General features: G+C 59.9%; 15 protein-coding genes and 1 pseudogene. 12 read left to right on the forward strand and 4 right to left on the reverse strand.

Annotation, left to right across the window (positions count from 1 at the left end; translation table 11 throughout):
* Nucleotides 1-101: 101 nt before the first annotated feature.
* From CXY74_RS16875 to hxlB, 4 genes and pseudogenes are all read right to left on the reverse strand, one after another.
* Nucleotides 102-1,232 (reverse strand): annotated as a pseudogene (locus CXY74_RS16875) (glucose-6-phosphate dehydrogenase); the annotation flags it as partial.
* Nucleotides 1,233-1,277: 45 nt separating this feature from the next.
* On the reverse strand, nt 1,278-1,487 hold the full coding sequence (locus tag CXY74_RS16880; protein WP_104201482.1) for a hypothetical protein: 210 nt from the start codon (nt 1,485-1,487) through the stop codon (nt 1,278-1,280).
* Between the two features lie 231 nt (nt 1,488-1,718).
* On the reverse strand, nt 1,719-2,363 hold the full coding sequence (gene hxlA / locus CXY74_RS16885) for a 3-hexulose-6-phosphate synthase (RefSeq protein WP_104201483.1): 645 nt from the start codon (nt 2,361-2,363) through the stop codon (nt 1,719-1,721).
* A 57-nt stretch (nt 2,364-2,420) separates the two neighbouring features.
* The gene (gene hxlB, locus CXY74_RS16890) at nt 2,421-3,020 is read right to left on the reverse strand and encodes a 6-phospho-3-hexuloisomerase (protein WP_104201484.1); all 600 of its coding nucleotides are present in this window, start codon (nt 3,018-3,020) and stop codon (nt 2,421-2,423) included.
* Nucleotides 3,021-3,307: 287 nt separating this feature from the next.
* Here hxlB and CXY74_RS16895 point away from each other — a divergent pair, with 287 nt between their 5' ends.
* From CXY74_RS16895 to CXY74_RS16945, 12 genes are all read left to right on the forward strand, one after another.
* Nucleotides 3,308-4,075, forward strand: a complete 768-nt coding sequence (locus tag CXY74_RS16895; RefSeq protein ID WP_233193552.1) for a FadR/GntR family transcriptional regulator — start codon at nt 3,308-3,310, stop codon at nt 4,073-4,075.
* Nucleotides 4,059-4,772: a cache domain-containing protein gene (locus tag CXY74_RS16900; protein WP_104201486.1), complete on the forward strand. Its 714-nt coding sequence runs from the start codon at nt 4,059-4,061 to the stop codon at nt 4,770-4,772. The genes CXY74_RS16895 and CXY74_RS16900 overlap by 17 nt, the downstream gene beginning before the upstream one ends.
* Before the next feature lie 457 nt (nt 4,773-5,229).
* Complete coding sequence (locus CXY74_RS16905; protein ID WP_104201487.1) at nt 5,230-6,726, forward strand: APC family permease; 1,497 nt, start codon at nt 5,230-5,232, stop codon at nt 6,724-6,726.
* A 376-nt stretch (nt 6,727-7,102) separates the two neighbouring features.
* Nucleotides 7,103-7,480 carry a cupin domain-containing protein gene (locus CXY74_RS16910; protein WP_104201480.1) on the forward strand — a complete coding sequence of 126 codons (378 nt, stop codon included), beginning with the start codon at nt 7,103-7,105 and terminating at the stop codon, nt 7,478-7,480.
* 124 nt (nt 7,481-7,604) lie between these two features.
* On the forward strand, nt 7,605-7,973 hold the full coding sequence (locus tag CXY74_RS16915) for a dimethylamine monooxygenase subunit DmmA family protein (protein WP_233193564.1): 369 nt from the start codon (nt 7,605-7,607) through the stop codon (nt 7,971-7,973).
* On the forward strand, nt 7,970-8,947 hold the full coding sequence (locus CXY74_RS18325) for a PDR/VanB family oxidoreductase (protein ID WP_104201490.1): 978 nt from the start codon (nt 7,970-7,972) through the stop codon (nt 8,945-8,947). The genes CXY74_RS16915 and CXY74_RS18325 overlap by 4 nt, the downstream gene beginning before the upstream one ends.
* Nucleotides 8,944-9,945: a DUF3445 domain-containing protein gene (locus CXY74_RS16925; protein ID WP_199183273.1), complete on the forward strand. Its 1,002-nt coding sequence runs from the start codon at nt 8,944-8,946 to the stop codon at nt 9,943-9,945. Before CXY74_RS18325 ends, CXY74_RS16925 begins: the two co-directional genes overlap by 4 nt.
* A gap of 62 nt (nt 9,946-10,007) precedes the next feature.
* Complete coding sequence (locus CXY74_RS16930; RefSeq protein WP_104201491.1) at nt 10,008-11,948, forward strand: primary-amine oxidase; 1,941 nt, start codon at nt 10,008-10,010, stop codon at nt 11,946-11,948.
* 208 nt (nt 11,949-12,156) lie between these two features.
* On the forward strand, nt 12,157-12,807 hold the full coding sequence (locus tag CXY74_RS16935; protein ID WP_104201492.1) for a DUF5134 domain-containing protein: 651 nt from the start codon (nt 12,157-12,159) through the stop codon (nt 12,805-12,807).
* 624 nt (nt 12,808-13,431) lie between these two features.
* A complete protein-coding gene (locus CXY74_RS17395; protein WP_158252388.1) occupies nt 13,432-13,590 on the forward strand; it encodes a helix-turn-helix domain-containing protein in 159 nt (52 codons plus the stop codon).
* Between the two features lie 138 nt (nt 13,591-13,728).
* Nucleotides 13,729-14,739 (forward strand): hypothetical protein, encoded by a 1,011-nt coding sequence (locus tag CXY74_RS16940; RefSeq protein ID WP_146070184.1) that lies wholly within the window; start codon nt 13,729-13,731, stop codon nt 14,737-14,739.
* A 350-nt stretch (nt 14,740-15,089) separates the two neighbouring features.
* Nucleotides 15,090-15,614, forward strand: coding sequence for a hypothetical protein (locus tag CXY74_RS16945; RefSeq protein WP_104201494.1), 525 nt, complete (start codon nt 15,090-15,092; stop codon nt 15,612-15,614).
* Nucleotides 15,615-15,650 lie beyond the last annotated feature (36 nt).

A 15,650-nucleotide genomic window follows, 5' to 3' on the forward strand; every position in this document is an offset into this window, starting at 1 on the left:
CGACTGGGAAATCTTCGCGAACGTGTCGTTTTCGGCCCCGATGGTGATCGTGTCGCCGTGGCCTGTGCGCACCACCGTGGCGGTCGGCAGCGTCTTGAAGGCGTTCCGGGAACTTTCGAACCGAACCGGATCGTTGCACCCTCATCGGGCTGCACCCGGATCACCGCGGCGTTCTGGCAGAAGCCGTCCTCACCGTAATCGCGGAACAACAGGTTGGGGGGCGCGCTTGAAAACGACCGCGATTTCGGTTAGACGGCGTCCCAGCCGCCGGCGAACTGCCCGCGCGCCGAGTGGGTGGACAGGTCCTCCGGAAGTTTCAACGCTGCAAGGACCTTTTCTTTCTCCGCGCGCAGGTCATCGGCGTTGAACGAGATGGGTTCCTCCGTAGCGGTCAGGGCCAGCAGTTGCAACAGGTAGTTCTGGATGACATCCCGTGCCGCGCCCACGCCGTCGTAGTACCCAGCGCGGCCGACCGTGCCGATGTCCACGGCCATGGTGATCTGCACATGGTCCGCATAGTTGGCGTTCCACAGCGGTTCAAATAACTGGTTTGCAAAGCGGAGCGCCAGGATGTTCTGCACCGTTTCCTTACCGAGGTAGTGGTCGATCCGGAATACCGCATTCGGCGGGAAGATGGACTCTACAATGTCGTTGAGCCGCCGAGCTGACTCCAGGTTATGCCCGAACGGCTTCTTGATCGCCATACGCCGCTATTGATCCCCTTCGGCCTGCGCCAAACCGTGCCTGGACAGCTGACGGCAGACCTGCTCAAAGACCTCCGGCGGGATGGACAGGTAGAACGCGTGATTGCCTCGCGTTCCCCGCAACTCATCAAGTCCATCGATGGTTTCACCCAGCCGCTGGAACGCCTCGTCATCGTCGAACTCGCCCTCCACAAAGCGGATACCCGCGGCGAACTGATTCCACACCGTCTCATCGAACGGCGTGCGGGCGTAGACCTTAACGGTGTCGGTGTCCTTGACCTCGGCGACAAAATCCGTGTGGCTCCACTCCCGGCGGTCGAAACCCACCAACACGAAACTCGGCGGCAGGAGTCCTACGGTTCGCCAAGTCGTACATGGCGGGCATCAGCTTCTTGCGGGACAAGTCCCCGGTGCCACCGAAGAGCACCAGACATGAAGGGCCGCCACCCGGGACAGACGGCGGTCGCGTGGCTCCCGGAGCGGATTAGATCCAGACCTCACAGGCGTTTCAACGGGAGTAGCAGACATCGTAGTTTCAAACTTTCAACATGACAGTATGGTCGCGACCGACGGTCACGAAAGTATCTGCTCGCGGGTCTCCCCGAAGGGCACGGTATCGCTGAGCGCGAGCGTGTACCGAAAAAAGTCGTGGCGGGTAACCAAGATGCCAGCACACCGTTGCGGTATCTGACGGAGCACGGCCTCTGCACGGTCGAGCATCTCGTCCAGTTGGCCGGGGGCAGTAACGAAGACTTCCAAATTCTCGGTGGTCTGACCTTGCATGATGAACAGCTTCCTTCCCTGCGACGAGGGACTCTAATAGGTCAACCCCTCATCCTTGAGGGCGTGCTGTGTCTTGGATTGTTCCCGTAATTTTTGTACTGCCCACGGTTGGTTTCTCCGCGGGCAGTACGGGTAGAGAATGTGTACGTCTGCTGGCCCCGGAATTGCGGGGGCTGCACCCGGTGGTGTCCCGTTGCCGTGGGGCTCCGGGTCGCCACCCGTATCGGATGACTAGCCGATGGCTGTGAGGGAGCCGACGATGGCGTCGCGGAGGTCCTTGGCGGCTTCGGCCGGGTCGGCTGCGCTGTAGATGGAGCCGCCTACGACGGCAACTTCGGCGCCGGCACGCTGGACGGCCCCAATGGTGCGGAGGTTCACGCCGCCAGCAACGGAGAACGGAACGCGGGCTTCCTCGCCGGCGCGGAGCAAACCGGTCAGGTCGTAGCCGGGCTTGGCCTGCTCGTCGAGGCCAGCGTGCATCTCGACGAACTTCGCGCCGAGTGTGCGCGCTTCTTTGGCGCGGGTGACCTTGTCTTCCACACCGATGAGGTCGACGACGATGCCCTTGTTGTGAGCCTTGGCGGCCTTGACGGCGCCGGCGATGGTGGAGTCATCGGCGGTTCCGAGCACGGAAACGAGGTCAGCGCCGGCCTTGAAGGCGATGTCGGCCTCGAGCTCTCCAGCGTCCATAGTCTTCATGTCAGCGAAGACCAGCTTGTCCGGATGAGCGTTCTTGACGGCCGTAACGACGGCAAGACCGGCCGCCTTGATTAGCGGGGTGCCAAGCTCAATGATGTCGACGTACTCGGCGACCTGGTCGGCCAGCTTGAGGGCGTCTTCGATGGTGAGCAAGTCCATTGCAACTTGGAGCTTCATGATGATGTCTACTTTCCGTTGAAAATTGCGGTGGGGTGGAAAAATTTGAGGTCTCGATTATTCGAGGTTGGCGTGCCTAAGCCAGAGCTGTTCGGCCGGCTCATCAGCGTGGTCCCACAGGGACTGGAAGACAGCCTCCGTAGCGAGGAAAAGCACCTGTTCGAACAGCGACCCGGAGTACTGGCGAGAAACATTGGAGCCGTGATCGGTCTTCTGCGCGGCGGGAATAATCACCAGGGCATCAGCTAGTGCAGCGAGCGGTGAGTCCTCATTGGTAGTGAACGCGGCAATTTGCGCTCCAGCCTTCGCCGCTGTTTCTGCCGCCTTGACCACTCCCGAGGTCGTTCCGGATCCGGACGCGACCAAAAGCAGGTCGCCGGAGCCGATGGCCGGCGTGGTGGTGTCACCGGCGATGTGGACGGTCAGGCCCAGGTGCATCAGTCTCATGGCGGCCATGCGCAAGACCAGGCCGCTTCGCCCCGCACCGGCGACGAAGATGCGACCCGGCTGGCTGAGGAGGCTGGCCAGGTCGGCCACCTGCTGTTCGTCGATCTTCGCCGCTGTGTCAGCAATCTCGTCCCTGACAAGAGTCAGGTTGCGCTTAATGTCACCTGCGGTGCTGCATCCGGCTCCTGTTGAATTTGCCGTCGGATTCACGATTTGTCCCCTTCGATTCGGTCACTCGGCCGGGAGCCGCCGCACTTGCCCTCGTGTTGTCACTCATACTTGCCAAGCAAGAGAGCGGGAGTAATACTGTTTTCTGACGGTTCTACCTACACCTTCGGATGGGGCCGTTTACAATGCGGCGGCGGGTGCGCTGCAAAGCCATGATTCTGAATGTTTTATTGCATAGACTCTGACTAAGGATCACAGTCCGCCCGTCCTGGTTGGACTGCGTGATACACCCCATCCGTATGCCATTTCGAAAGCGCAGACCTCTAGCCATGTCGACCCCCTTCCAGTCGCAGATCTATCGGTCCCTGCCGGAAATCGAGAGGGCCGATGCGATAGTCGACAGAATCACCAAGGCCATCACCCTCGGACTCCTGAAAGTAGGGGAACGCCTGCCCCCCGAAGCTGCCCTCTCCGAAATGTTCGGGGTCGGCGGCGCGACCCTGCGCGAAGCCCTGGCGGAACTACGCGAGCAGGGCGTTGTCGAGACCCGCCGCGGCCGGAGCGGGGGAACTTTCGTGGTCACTCAACCTCGGCACCAGACCGACACCATCCGAGACTGGTTTCTCTCGACCTCCATTTCGGAGATACGCGACATCGGAGACGAACATGCCGCCGTAGCCGCCGCGATCATCCGTCTGGCCTGTGAGCGTGCGGAAGCACACGATATCGAACGCCTTCACGAACTGGCGCGGGCGTTGGTCCTGGCCACGAGCCCCGAAGTGCGTGCTGTGGCTGACAGCCGATTCCACATTGAGTTGGCAGTATCCGCGCAATCACCGAGGCTGGCCAATGCCGAAATACGGCTTCAGGAAGAAACTGTCCAGCAGCTGTGGACCCCCCTCGCCATAGTATTCGACCCTGAGCCGGCAACTGCTGAACACTTGGAGCTCGTTCGGGCTGTTGCCCAGGACCAGCCAGCCAAGGCCGGACACCTGGTTCTTGAACACATCAGGCGAAACATCTTTCACCTGATTGATACGAAGCTCACCCTCGGTTACGCCCGATCAAAGCAGGATGCCAATGAACCCCGAGAATGAAATCGTCCAGGCCGCAAATGCGCTCACCCCGTGGTTCAATGGCGTCGCCACGGAGATCAGGGAACTCTCCAAAAACGTTGCAGCACTCCTGGAACGCAGTCTCGTCGGCAAGTCCAAGGTCAACACGGCTGCCATGGTCGGATTGGACGAACTCTCGCGGGAGTTCCTGACGAAGAACTCTTTTGCTGTCGGCGCCGGCACGTTCTTCGCCGCGGATTCAGTTGAGGAGGGCGGCCGGCCTCTGGAATGGTGGTCCCGCAATTCATCCGGTGCCATCGGCAGACTCAAATTCGACCTGACCCCAGGCAGTGATCGTTATTACGACTATCAGAAGCTTCCGTTCTTTTCGACCGCCGCTTCCACAGGAGAGCAGACCGTCTGGGGGCCATATATCGACTATCTCGGCGCCGAGGAGTACGTTCTGACCTTCACTGCGCCGTTTTCCCTCCGCGGAAACTTCATGGGCGTGGCGGGATGCGACATCCGACACAGGGATCTGGAACCGCTTATCATGCCCCACCTGCGTCTCATCCGAACCAACGCCGCCCTCATCAACGCCAGCGACCGCGTCATTCTCGGCAACTCAGGCATGTACCTGGTTGGCGAGCGAATCAAGTCCGAATCTCCACGCCAACATCGACTGGCCCTGGACGTTCCCCACCTGGGGCTCTCACTGATCTTCACCACCCAGCCATAGGGTTTGGAAGCAGGAAATCGATCACCGAGGACTCTGCTGCCGCTCGGTGATCTGGTGCGTCAGAGGCACTGTGATCGACGAGACCCGGTCAGCGTGCCAGAGAATTCTTCGATGCCCGTGCGCAGTTCTTCCTGGCACCGAGACCAGCAGAAAAAAATAAAAACTACCAGAATTTATCTTTAAGCATGTAGCCTCTGCAATGATCTGTTTTACCGAATATCCCGAAATGGTCGAAAGTTCTTCATCACCCTCGATTTTGAAGGAGCACTTCGCCGATGCGACACACCCCGTCGTCCCATTCCGTGCCCGCTAGTTCAAACCGATCAGCGTATTCCTAAACAGAACTGAGTACTCAACAGGCACCACATTTCTACCGCCTGATTAAGGCGTCTCCCCTTGGGGTACGCCAATCAGGACGACCCATGAACCTTCAACAGTGCAGTTAAGGGAGATTGTAATGAGTGAAAATCGTTTGGAAGAAGTCGGTCATCTGAAAAGGTCGATCGACTGGAAGCAGGGGATGGCCATCGCCCTGGGGGTGCCCTTGCTGATTCTGCCCTCCCTGGGCTATCTTCCGCTGTACATGTCTGCCGCGGCAATCGTGATCTGGGGGTTGTCGGTCATTCAGGGCTTTATGCAGAACGCCGCCTACGCCGAAATGGCCACCACTTTTCCTAAGGCTTCGGGTCTGCCAGGTTTTGCACAGCACATCTTCCGCACCGAAAACTACAAAGGCAAATACGACAAGGGAAAACTGGTCGGCGGCTTCACCGCGTGGAGCTACTGGTTTGGTTGGAGCCCGATCCTGGCGATCTTCGCCATTCTGGTTGGCGGCTACCTGCACGGGCTATTTCCGGTGCTGGGCGAGATTTTCACCGAGTATCAGCTCGCGTTGATCTCGGGCCTGGTGATTTTCACCGGAGTGTTCGTGGTGAACTGGTTCGGCCTCAAGGACGGCGCCATCCTGGGCTACATCCTGGCGGCTCTTGCCCTGATCCCGCTGGTTATCCTAACCGTGGCGCCCTTTGCTACCGGACACGTTGACCTGGCTAACATCACCGGTAACTGGTTGCCGGCCGACTGGGCCTGGGATCTGCACCACATCTTGATTCTCCTCGGCATCTTCGCGATCGCGCAATGGAGTGCCTGTGCTTGGGAGACGGCCGCAATTTATGGCCCGGAGTACAAGAACCCGTCCAAGGACGTCCCCAAGGCATTACTGGCCGTTGGCCTGATCTGCTTCCTCTCTTATGTACTGGTGCAAACTGCCGTGATCGGTGTGCTGGGCGTTGACGGAGTGTTGGCCGAGCCGGTCTCGCCCCTTATTCCCGTCGCCCAGGCTGTCTTCGGCGAAGCCGGTGCACTGATCACCATCATCATGTTGATTTTCGCTATGATCCTGATCATTCAAACGGCGTATCTGGGGTCGTCCCGCGCCATGCACTCCATGGCGACGGAAGGCAACCTTCCCAAGGTCCTCGGCAAAACCAATCGCCACGGAACCCCGTTTGTGGCCATGTTGGTCATCGGCATCTTCAACCTGGTACTGATTTCTATGGGTAACGCTGCAGCAATCCTCGCGGCCTCGGCGATCGGCTATACCCTGGCCAACGGCATCAGCCTGTTCGCCTATGTCAAAGCCAGGACACACCCGAGCTTCGCCGATCTGGAACGACCTTTCAAAGCCCCGAAGAACTGGAAAACTGTTGCCATGCTCTTTGGCCTGTTCAATGTGCCCCTGGGCCTGGTGGGCGTGGTGTATCTGAACAGCCTGGAAATCGGCTGGGCCTCCACCTGGGTCGGCTTCATCGTCTTGGCGCTATACATACCGATCTGGTTCTATTCTCAACATGAGTCGCGGCGCTCAAAGACCAAGGCAGCCGGTGCTCATTCCTCAGATCTCGATGCCGACGATGACGGTCGTCTTACCCCCTCTGTGGAAGTAACCACCTAAGGCTGACGGGCAGGCCGGCTCAGTCACGGCCTGCCCCTCACCAGTATTCACCGGACTGCGGAGCGCCTGGCTGCGGTTTCCCTGGTTCTTCGAGCCGTGACAGCATGCGGTCCCGAATTGCGTTTTCTGGATATTTCCCAATCGATTCTTGGCGCGTAATGAAAACTTTATTATCCTTATGGATATTTATAAAAATAGCTGGACTATATGAATTATGTGCCGTAGCTTATCAACCAGGCGAACGCATGACGTGCATTTTCACCAATGAGGCTCGGAGCAGTGTTCCGGTTAGCCGTCTGAAAATCAAAGAATCGCACTCGCAAAGTCACACAGTTGAACAGATCTGACACACCTTTCACAACTCATAGGAGAGATCATGGAAACCGTATTGGGCACCCTCAGCAAGGCCGGCGCGATCTACAAGGTCGAAGGCGGTTACCTCGACCTGCCGACGATGAACGAACCCGGCACCGACGCCGCCATCGGCGACTCCCTCTCCAACCCCGAAGGATCGGTCATGAGTGCCGGCTTCTTCGAGCTCAAGGCCTCCGAACCCCTGGTCTACACCTACACCTACGACGAAATGAAGGTGGTCATTAAAGGCGAATTCATCCTCACCGACCAGACCACCGGCGAAGTGACCCGAGCCACCGAGCGCGACGTACTCTTCTTCCCCAAGGGCACCACCGTCAAGTTCGAAACCCCCGACTACGCCCTCGGCTTCTTCGCCGGCGACCGCACCTTCGCACCCTAAACCCACCATGCGTGCCGCATCTCAGTCACCGGCGACAGTCACCGGCTGCGAACCAGGTTTCCGCGGGGTCATCTGTGTGTCATTCGGCGCAGCAAATACTCTCGCGGATCACGACGCCGGTGGCATGCCCCGGCAGGATTTCCGCTTCGCTTCCGCAAACCCGGAAGCCCTCGCAAACCTGAGGTCTGTGCTCGAGCGTTCGTGCGTCGGGGTCCGTCTTGTACTCGCCGGCCCACCGGCCGACGTGCATGCAGCAGCATCCGCGGTCGCGGAATGTGGCTTGGTGGACGAGGAGATCACCCTCCTGTGCGACGAGGTCGGACCCCGGGTAATTTTCTGCGGACACTGCCATGCGTCGACCACAACCGATCACCCGATCGGCACCGATGTGGACTGTCGAGGATGTGCCACCACCCTGACGTTCACTGACCACTTCTCCCGCCGTGTTGGCGGGTACCTGGGATTCTCAGCCCATGCCGAGGAGGCAGCATGACCGCCACTGCTCTCCAGACCAAATTCCACCCGGTCCTGGAAGGAACCCTCCAGCTGGAGGTGACAAACGTCAGCGCTCAGACGGATTCGATCACGAGCATCACGTTTGGTGATCCGCTTGGGGAACTGCTGCCGAGTTATGTCCCGGGGAGCCACCTCGTCGTGCAGTACGGAACTGGTGCCAATGCCTATTCGCTCACCGGTGCAGGTAACGCCCCCAGGGAATACGCCATTTCCGTTCTGCGCGTTGAAGACGGTGCCGGCGGATCTCTGGCCATGCACGCGCTCTCCGTGGGCGACCGGGTTCAGGTTTCGCGTCCCCGCAGCGCCTTCGCTCCGGCGGCAACAGCGAAGCATCATCTGCTCATCGCGGCGGGAATCGGCATCACGCCGGTGCTGTCGCACGCTCGGTACGCTGCCGAATGGGGCGCATCCGCTTCGCTGATCTACGTGCACCGTCCTGGGACGGGGGCACACGTCCAGGATGCGCGGGATCTGTTGGGATCTGGCCTGACGGAATGTACAGATCGCGGCAGTTTTCAGGAGGTTCTCACCAGAAAGCTCACGACCCAGAGACTCGGAACCCACCTCTACGTCTGCGGGCCGGCTGACTTCATGGACAGTGTGCTCGAGCAGGCCCGGGATCTCGGCTGGCCCAAGGGTCTGCTGCATTCCGAAGCGTTCTCCGCGGCGGCGCTGGACGATGGCCAACCGTTCGCGGTGAACCTGGCTCGCAGCGGGATCACGGTGGAAGTTCCGGCCGGTGTTTCGTTGTTGGAAACCCTCGAAAATGCCGGACTGAGCATTCCGAATATGTGCCGCAAAGGCATCTGTGGCGAATGTGCCGTGCCCGTGCTTCGTGGGGTACCGCAGCATCGGGATCTCTACCTGACCGACCAGGAAAAAGCTGACAACACCACGATGATGTGCTGCGTGTCACGCAGCCTGGACCCAGAATTGGAGCTGGACCTGTGAATACCGTCCTCAATGACACCGTCCGTGACACCGACGTGCTTCCCGAACGGATCAAGCACTTTCCCTTTCCGTTCTCCGGTGACATCTACCGCTACAGCGCCAATGTCGAACCGTCCCGCAAAATAATCACGACTGAAGCCGGCGCCTGGGGCGGCCGGCTGGTCCACATCGACGAACACTATCTGGCAGAGCTCAAGGATCGTGACGAGGTGCTGGAGCGGGATCCCTCCCGGCTCCAGGTGCTCCCCCACATGCGACCCGCCGTGTGGGATGCCATCTCCACCCTGCTGCCCGCCCTGGTCGAGGAATACCCGGACACCTTATCCTTCGCCCGTGAAGGAAACAGCTGCCGCTGGCGGAACTCCCTGCAAGACCTCGACGTGGAGTTCACGATCGGCGACGACACTTCGCTTCCGATGGGTCCCTTGCGTTTTCTGGGCAGCCAGATCCAGGACGACCTGGTCTTTCTCGACCACCGCCAGGATGCGTTGTGGCTCGATGCAGGCGTGGTCACCTTCGCCGCCGACTGGTCCGTCGGATTCGACGTCGGCATGAAATTCATGGAAGTCCATCACCCCGTTCCCCGGGTGAAGGAAGAGAAGATCGCTAGCCGGGCCGAGCAGTTCTTGATGCGGCTCCAGCCGGGGGAACAGTACCGCCGAACCAACTGGACCCTGACCATCGACCGGCGTCTGGACACCTCCACCGAAACCTACCCGGACTGGGCCCATGACCGCATAACCATTGCCGACGATCCGGCCCTGCCGGACCGGCTCCACCTGCGGGTAGAAGTTCAGCACATGATTCGTCTCCCACACTCCGGGGCCGTGCTGTTCATGGTCCGGAGCTATCTGTTGCCGCTCAGTGACATTGCCCGGGTACCGGTCTGGCGAGAGAATATGGGCCGCGTGCTGGCCGAACTCCCCGACGATATGGCCGAATACAAGGGCATCATCCATTATGCCAAGGCGGCGTCCGATTGGTTGCTGGCCAACTAGTCCCCCCTCCCCCCTTTTTTTACTGCCTTCCCGAACCTGAAGAACAAACCAAGGAGAAAAGCATGACGATCAGCATCGAAACTCAGACCGTTGTCGGGGCACACCCGCTCGACCCGCTTTCCCGCGCCGAGATTTCCCGGGCGGTCGCAATCCTCAAGAACGGGCAAGCGGCGGCCGAGACGTTCCGCTTCATCAGCGTTGAGCTGCGCGAACCGTCCAAGCACGCCCTCCGAGCCGGCACTGAAACGGAGCGCGAAGCCGACTCGGTACTCATCGACCGTGGCACCGGAAATGCGTACGAAGCCGTTGTCAACCTTGATGCCGGCATCGTCTCGACGTGGACGCAGTTGGCTTCCGGCGTGCAGCCGCCCTTCATGCTGGACGAGTTCGCCGAGTGCGAGATCAACTGTAAGAAAGACCCGCGCGTCGTGGAGGCACTTGCTGCCCGCGGCCTGACCAATCTGGACCTCGTCTGCTTTGAGCCGTGGTCAGTTGGCTGGTTCGGAGAAGACGCTCAGGGACGACGCCTAATGCGCGCGCTCGTCTTCGTTCGGCAGGATCCGGACGACAGCCCCTATGCGCACCCGATCGAGAACTTCGTCGTCATCTACGACCTCAGCTCCGGCACAGTCGCCAAGGTTGAGGACGCCGAGGCCATCCCAGTCCCGTCAGCCGGGGGCAATTACCTGCCCAAGTACGTCGGGCCGGCCCGCACCGACCTCAAGCCCATTTCGATCACCCAGCCCGAAGGTGCGTCCTTCGAGGTGACGGGTAACCACGTGCAGTGGGCCGACTGGTCCTTCCGCGTCGGTTTCACGCCCCGCGAAGGCCTAGTGCTCCACCAGCTCAAATTCCGCAACAAGGGCACCAACCGATCCGTCATCAACCGAGCGTCACTGGCGGAGATGGTCGTTCCCTACGGTGACCCCGCTCCCGTACAGGCCAAGAAGAACGCCTTCGATTCCGGCGAATACAACATCGGCAACATGGCCAACTCGCTCAAGCTCGGCTGCGACTGCCTGGGTGAGATCAAGTACTTCGATGGCATCACCACCGACAGCCACGGCAACCCGATGACCATCGAGAACGCCATCTGCATGCACGAAGAAGACGACAGCATCATGTGGAAGCACTTCGACTTCCGCGAGGGCACCGCCGAAGTGCGACGCAGCCGCAAGCTCGTAATCTCCTTCATCGCCACTGTCGCCAATTACGAGTACGCGTTCTACTGGCACCTCTTTCTTGACGGCAGCATCGAGTTCCTGGTCAAAGCCACCGGCATTCTGTCCACGGCCGCCCAGAACCCGGGCGAGAAGACCACGTATGGTCAGGCGCTAAACAACGACGGACTCTACGGCCCCATCCACCAGCACCTCTTCAACGTGCGGATGGACTTTGAGATCGACGGCCCACTGAACTCCGTCTTCGAGGTTGACACCGAGATTCCAGCCGACAACCCCACCTACACCGCCTTCCGGGCGGTTGATCGCCTGCTGGAAACCGAGCAGGCGGCCATCCGCAAGGCCGACAGTTCGAAGCACCGCTTCTGGAAGGTCGCCAACCGCGACAGCAAGAACCTGGTGGACGAGCCGGTGGCCTACCGTCTGATCCCCACAAATGCCATTACCTTGGCAGCCGACGAACGGTCGAACGTGAGTCAGCGCGCACAGTTTGCTCGGAACAACCTGTGGGTCACCGCCTACGACCGGGCCGAGCGTTTTCCGGCTGGCGAGTTTCCGAATCAGAGCACCGGTGGCGATGGCCTGCCCGCGTGGACCCTCGCGGACCGGAACATCGTCGATCAGGATCTCGTGGTCTGGTACACCTTCGGGATGCACCACGTTGTGCGCCTCGAAGACTGGCCCGTCATGCCCCGCCAGAACATCGGCTTCATGCTCGAACCCCACGGCTTCTTCGACGAAAATCCCACCCTCAACCTGCCCGAGTCGGACACGGTCGCCGCCGCCGCCGCCAAACAGTGCTGCAACGGAACCGATCACTAAACCGACCAATTTTCCTGGAGAAAATCAAAGGTCACCGCAGTCACAGTGCCGCCAATTTCTCTTCGAACTCATTAGGGTACGAAAGCTTGATCTGGATCTGGGTGATGCCCTGGGCTTGGAGAAGGAACAGCACTAAACAGCCGGTCCCCGGTGCGGTTGCAGCCGCACCGGGGACCGGCTCCGTACCCAGCCCAGACAAATAGAAAGCGTGATCCGCGTGTTCGATCTCCCCGCAGTTACCTGGACCCTCACTACCGTACTGCTGCTAAGTGGCAGTTATTACCTCGTGCAGGCAACAAGGTCTCATCAACTCACGGACCGGGTCAACAATAGCCTTCATGCCCTCATGAACATACTGATGGCGTCCATGCTCTGGAGTCTCGGGGCCTCGACAATATTGGCGCAGATCGTTGTCCTCACCGGCGCGGCACTCTGGTTTTTTCTTCAGGCGGTCGCCCGACCAGAGCTCAAAGCACTCTGCACTGATCGCCAGGGCCGTATTAAATGCATCTACCACAGCTTCACCATGGTCGGCGCTGCGATCATGGTCGCAATGATGATGGGTCATGATACCGCTGGCCAAAGCCCCCTTCCTGCTGGCGCTGTGGCAATATCTCACCACGCGATGCCAGTCCCGACCGCAGCCGCAGCGACGCTCGGGCCCTCACCCGATCTGGCAATTTTCCTGACCCCATTCTTCGGCGTTGCAGCGGTAGTCTTTCTTGTCCTTCTGCTGCGTTTCCAGGTAGCGAAGGCCATTCCCCGCTCGACGGCTTTGAGAAGCGCTGCCCGTGCAGAACACGGGGTGGAAGCTCTTGGCGCGGCTGTCATGACTTTGATGCTTGCCTCCATGTCATAGCCGCGTAAATAAGTTAAAACGGTGGCTTGGGTTTTTTCACGTAGTGGGCGGCGTCGCTCTTAGTAAATTTCGGTTCCGCAGTCGTGCCACACTTTGCACCGACTCTTTTGCACTCCTCCATCATCCTGCCGACCCGACTGTGACTTCCTAGAAGTCCACATTTTCCCTTGCAGATTGAAATGTCCCAATGGGTTCGGGGTCGAAGCGACATCTGCGACGAGAGGCCCCCTCGTCTCGTTTCGAATTTGCGTACCTGCCGACACCCATCAACTACCCACCTGAATCAACCGTGAACGTCCGAACGGGATCGCGTACACTCGGAAGCAGTGAACCGCCCGGTTCCCCGCAAGATCAAGGGAATCCGCGAATTCCCGTGACATTCGGTCCCAACTAGAATCACCCCGATTCTGCAAGGGGTCGCAGGTTCGAATCCTGTCAGCCCGACCAAAAGTCCCGGAAACTCACGAGTTTCCGGGACTTTTTAGGTTAAACAGTTGATTAAGCCATCAATGCGTCATCACTTTCAGCGTTCCAGAGCCGGTGATTCGGCCCTGTCGTCCGAGGCACCGACGTCGGTTTCGGTACCTCCCGATCGTCCGGGATCGTCGTGCACACCTCTTGGGCATGAGTATCCACGACGACGAGCCAACCTCGACTCCCACCGACGGTTGGGGGCTCGAGCCTCTGATGGATGTTGCCGAGCTGGCGGCCTACCTGGGCATCCCCATCTCCACGGTCTACGACTGGCGGTGCGGCACGAGGTGCTCCCCCGCAACCCAATGAACTACGTCTCCCACCTCCACCGCGACCGTAGAAAGGATCAAAAGTCAGGCGCGCGGCATCCTGATAGATTCCGTCTAAAGAAAATGACCGCTACTAGTTATAGTGAAATATTTCGCTAAAAGGAATATAAGGATCACAGTGCCGGCTTCGGCGATTTCTGAATCTGACGCAGTTGACGTGCTCATCGCGGCCGGTTTCGACGTGTCCGTGCGTTCCGACCAGCGTCGGGGCGTTGGCCTTCTTGTGAGCCGCGACGGCGAAACCGCTGCAGTGCAAGTGAAGGTGCGGCAAAAGACGATCTACGAATGGGACGCCCTGCATCTGCTTGAGAATGCCCACGAGCGTGTCTTAGTCGTCATGCCCGTCGCAAGCCGCGGCCTCATCGACGCCGCGAAGCACGATCGGCGGTTGGGCGTTGTATCGCTCAGGGATCGACTCCTTGTCTGGGACTGCGAGGAGATTCACTCGCCAGACGCGATCGTGGCGGCGCATACGTCAGAGGCTGTGCCTGGCCGTCGACGCAACCCGTGGGGTCGCTGGGCAATCATGCGTGCGTACCTCCTCGACGGGGAGCCTCGATCCCAAGTCGAGCTGGCGAAGGAAACCGGCGTGACGCAGTCTGCGGTGTCCAAGTCAAACAGCGCGCTCGGCGGCCTTATTGTCAGATCAGCTTCTGGTTGGAGGGCGACAGATCGCTTAGCGCTCTGGGAGATGTTCATGGCTGAGTACGCGGGCCCGGGCGGGATCACAACACACTGGTACGGGCTGGATGCTGTCACTGACCAGTCGAATGCGGTTGTGGCCGCCGGCGCATCCGCTGGAGTTCAGGTTTTGGTCTCTGGAGATTCCGCAGCTGACCAGTTGGCGCCGTGGCGGGTGCCTGCGCGTGCGGTCATCTACGCCACGTCGGGGATCGCCCTGAGCAAGCTTGGCTTCGCGCAGACCACTGATGCGCCTGCCACGCTCACGTGTACTGTTCCGGCCGACCAAACGATTTGGGCAACCGCAGCCTCGTGTTCGCAACGAACCACCACGCCGACCGTCGATCCGGTCATCGCGGCGTGGGATGTCAGGCGGACGGGTGGTCCGGACGCGGATGAGGCTGTTCAACGGATCCGTCATTTGGTGCTTGCACGAGGAGGATCTTGATGGTTCGACGCTCGGTGGAGACGGTTGCGACCTCCAATGCCGACACGCCGCCTACCGGGCGTTGGAAGACGTGTCCCGTATCACCGAGCACCTCGAGGATGTCCGTGTCGTCGGCGGCCACACGGCCAGCTTGCTGCTGACCGCATTCCCCGTCGCGGGAGACATCATCCGGCGAACAATATGGCTAGATGAGTCGATCGAATTGGCCGCAGTCCCAAGTGGCGTAGGGGTGAGTTGTCGGATAGTGTCGCGTTTTTCGCGGTTCGCGGGCTTGTCCATCTGTGGAGGTGCGCACGCGCAAGCACTTCCATGGCTACGGTTGTAACGAGCACAGTGATTGAGAGCGCGTGATGACGTACAGCGTAATTCGAGTTCGCGCGACGCCTGGTGCCTCGCGCTCAGGGCACATGGGTGGCGTGGTCGTGGTTGCTGGTATCGCGGTGGCCGCGTGGGTCTCTTTCGGTCGCCACCTCTTCGGGATCGGTGGCGACCTCACCATCATCTACGCGGCGACGCTGGGTGTGATTTTTGCCGCCTTGCTGGTGTTCACGGGGCTCGCGGTACGACGCACGGCACGTCGAGGGTTCGAAACTCGCGCGATAACATACGCGTTTTTCCTTGCATCAGGCGTTAGCGGACTCTTGTTGGGACTCACGCTTCCAGATTCAACACCTCGCGGTTTGCAGACAATCATCAGCGGACCCACACAGCCTGCGTTGGATATCGCTATTGGTATCGCGAACCCCCTGGGCGTTATCGGAATCGCGACCGCGATCATTGCGCTCGTGCTTTCGATTCGCGATTCGCGCGGGCGAATCACGCTTGTTGAGTCTTGGGGCGACGAGGATGACGGCGCCTTTGTCGACCCCGCGTAGCGGCAATTCGTTGCATCGACGCCGCTCCCGAAAGAC

Source organism: Cryobacterium sp. Y29 (assembly GCF_002929825.1).
Taxonomy (GTDB): Bacteria; Actinomycetota; Actinomycetes; order Actinomycetales; family Microbacteriaceae; genus Cryobacterium.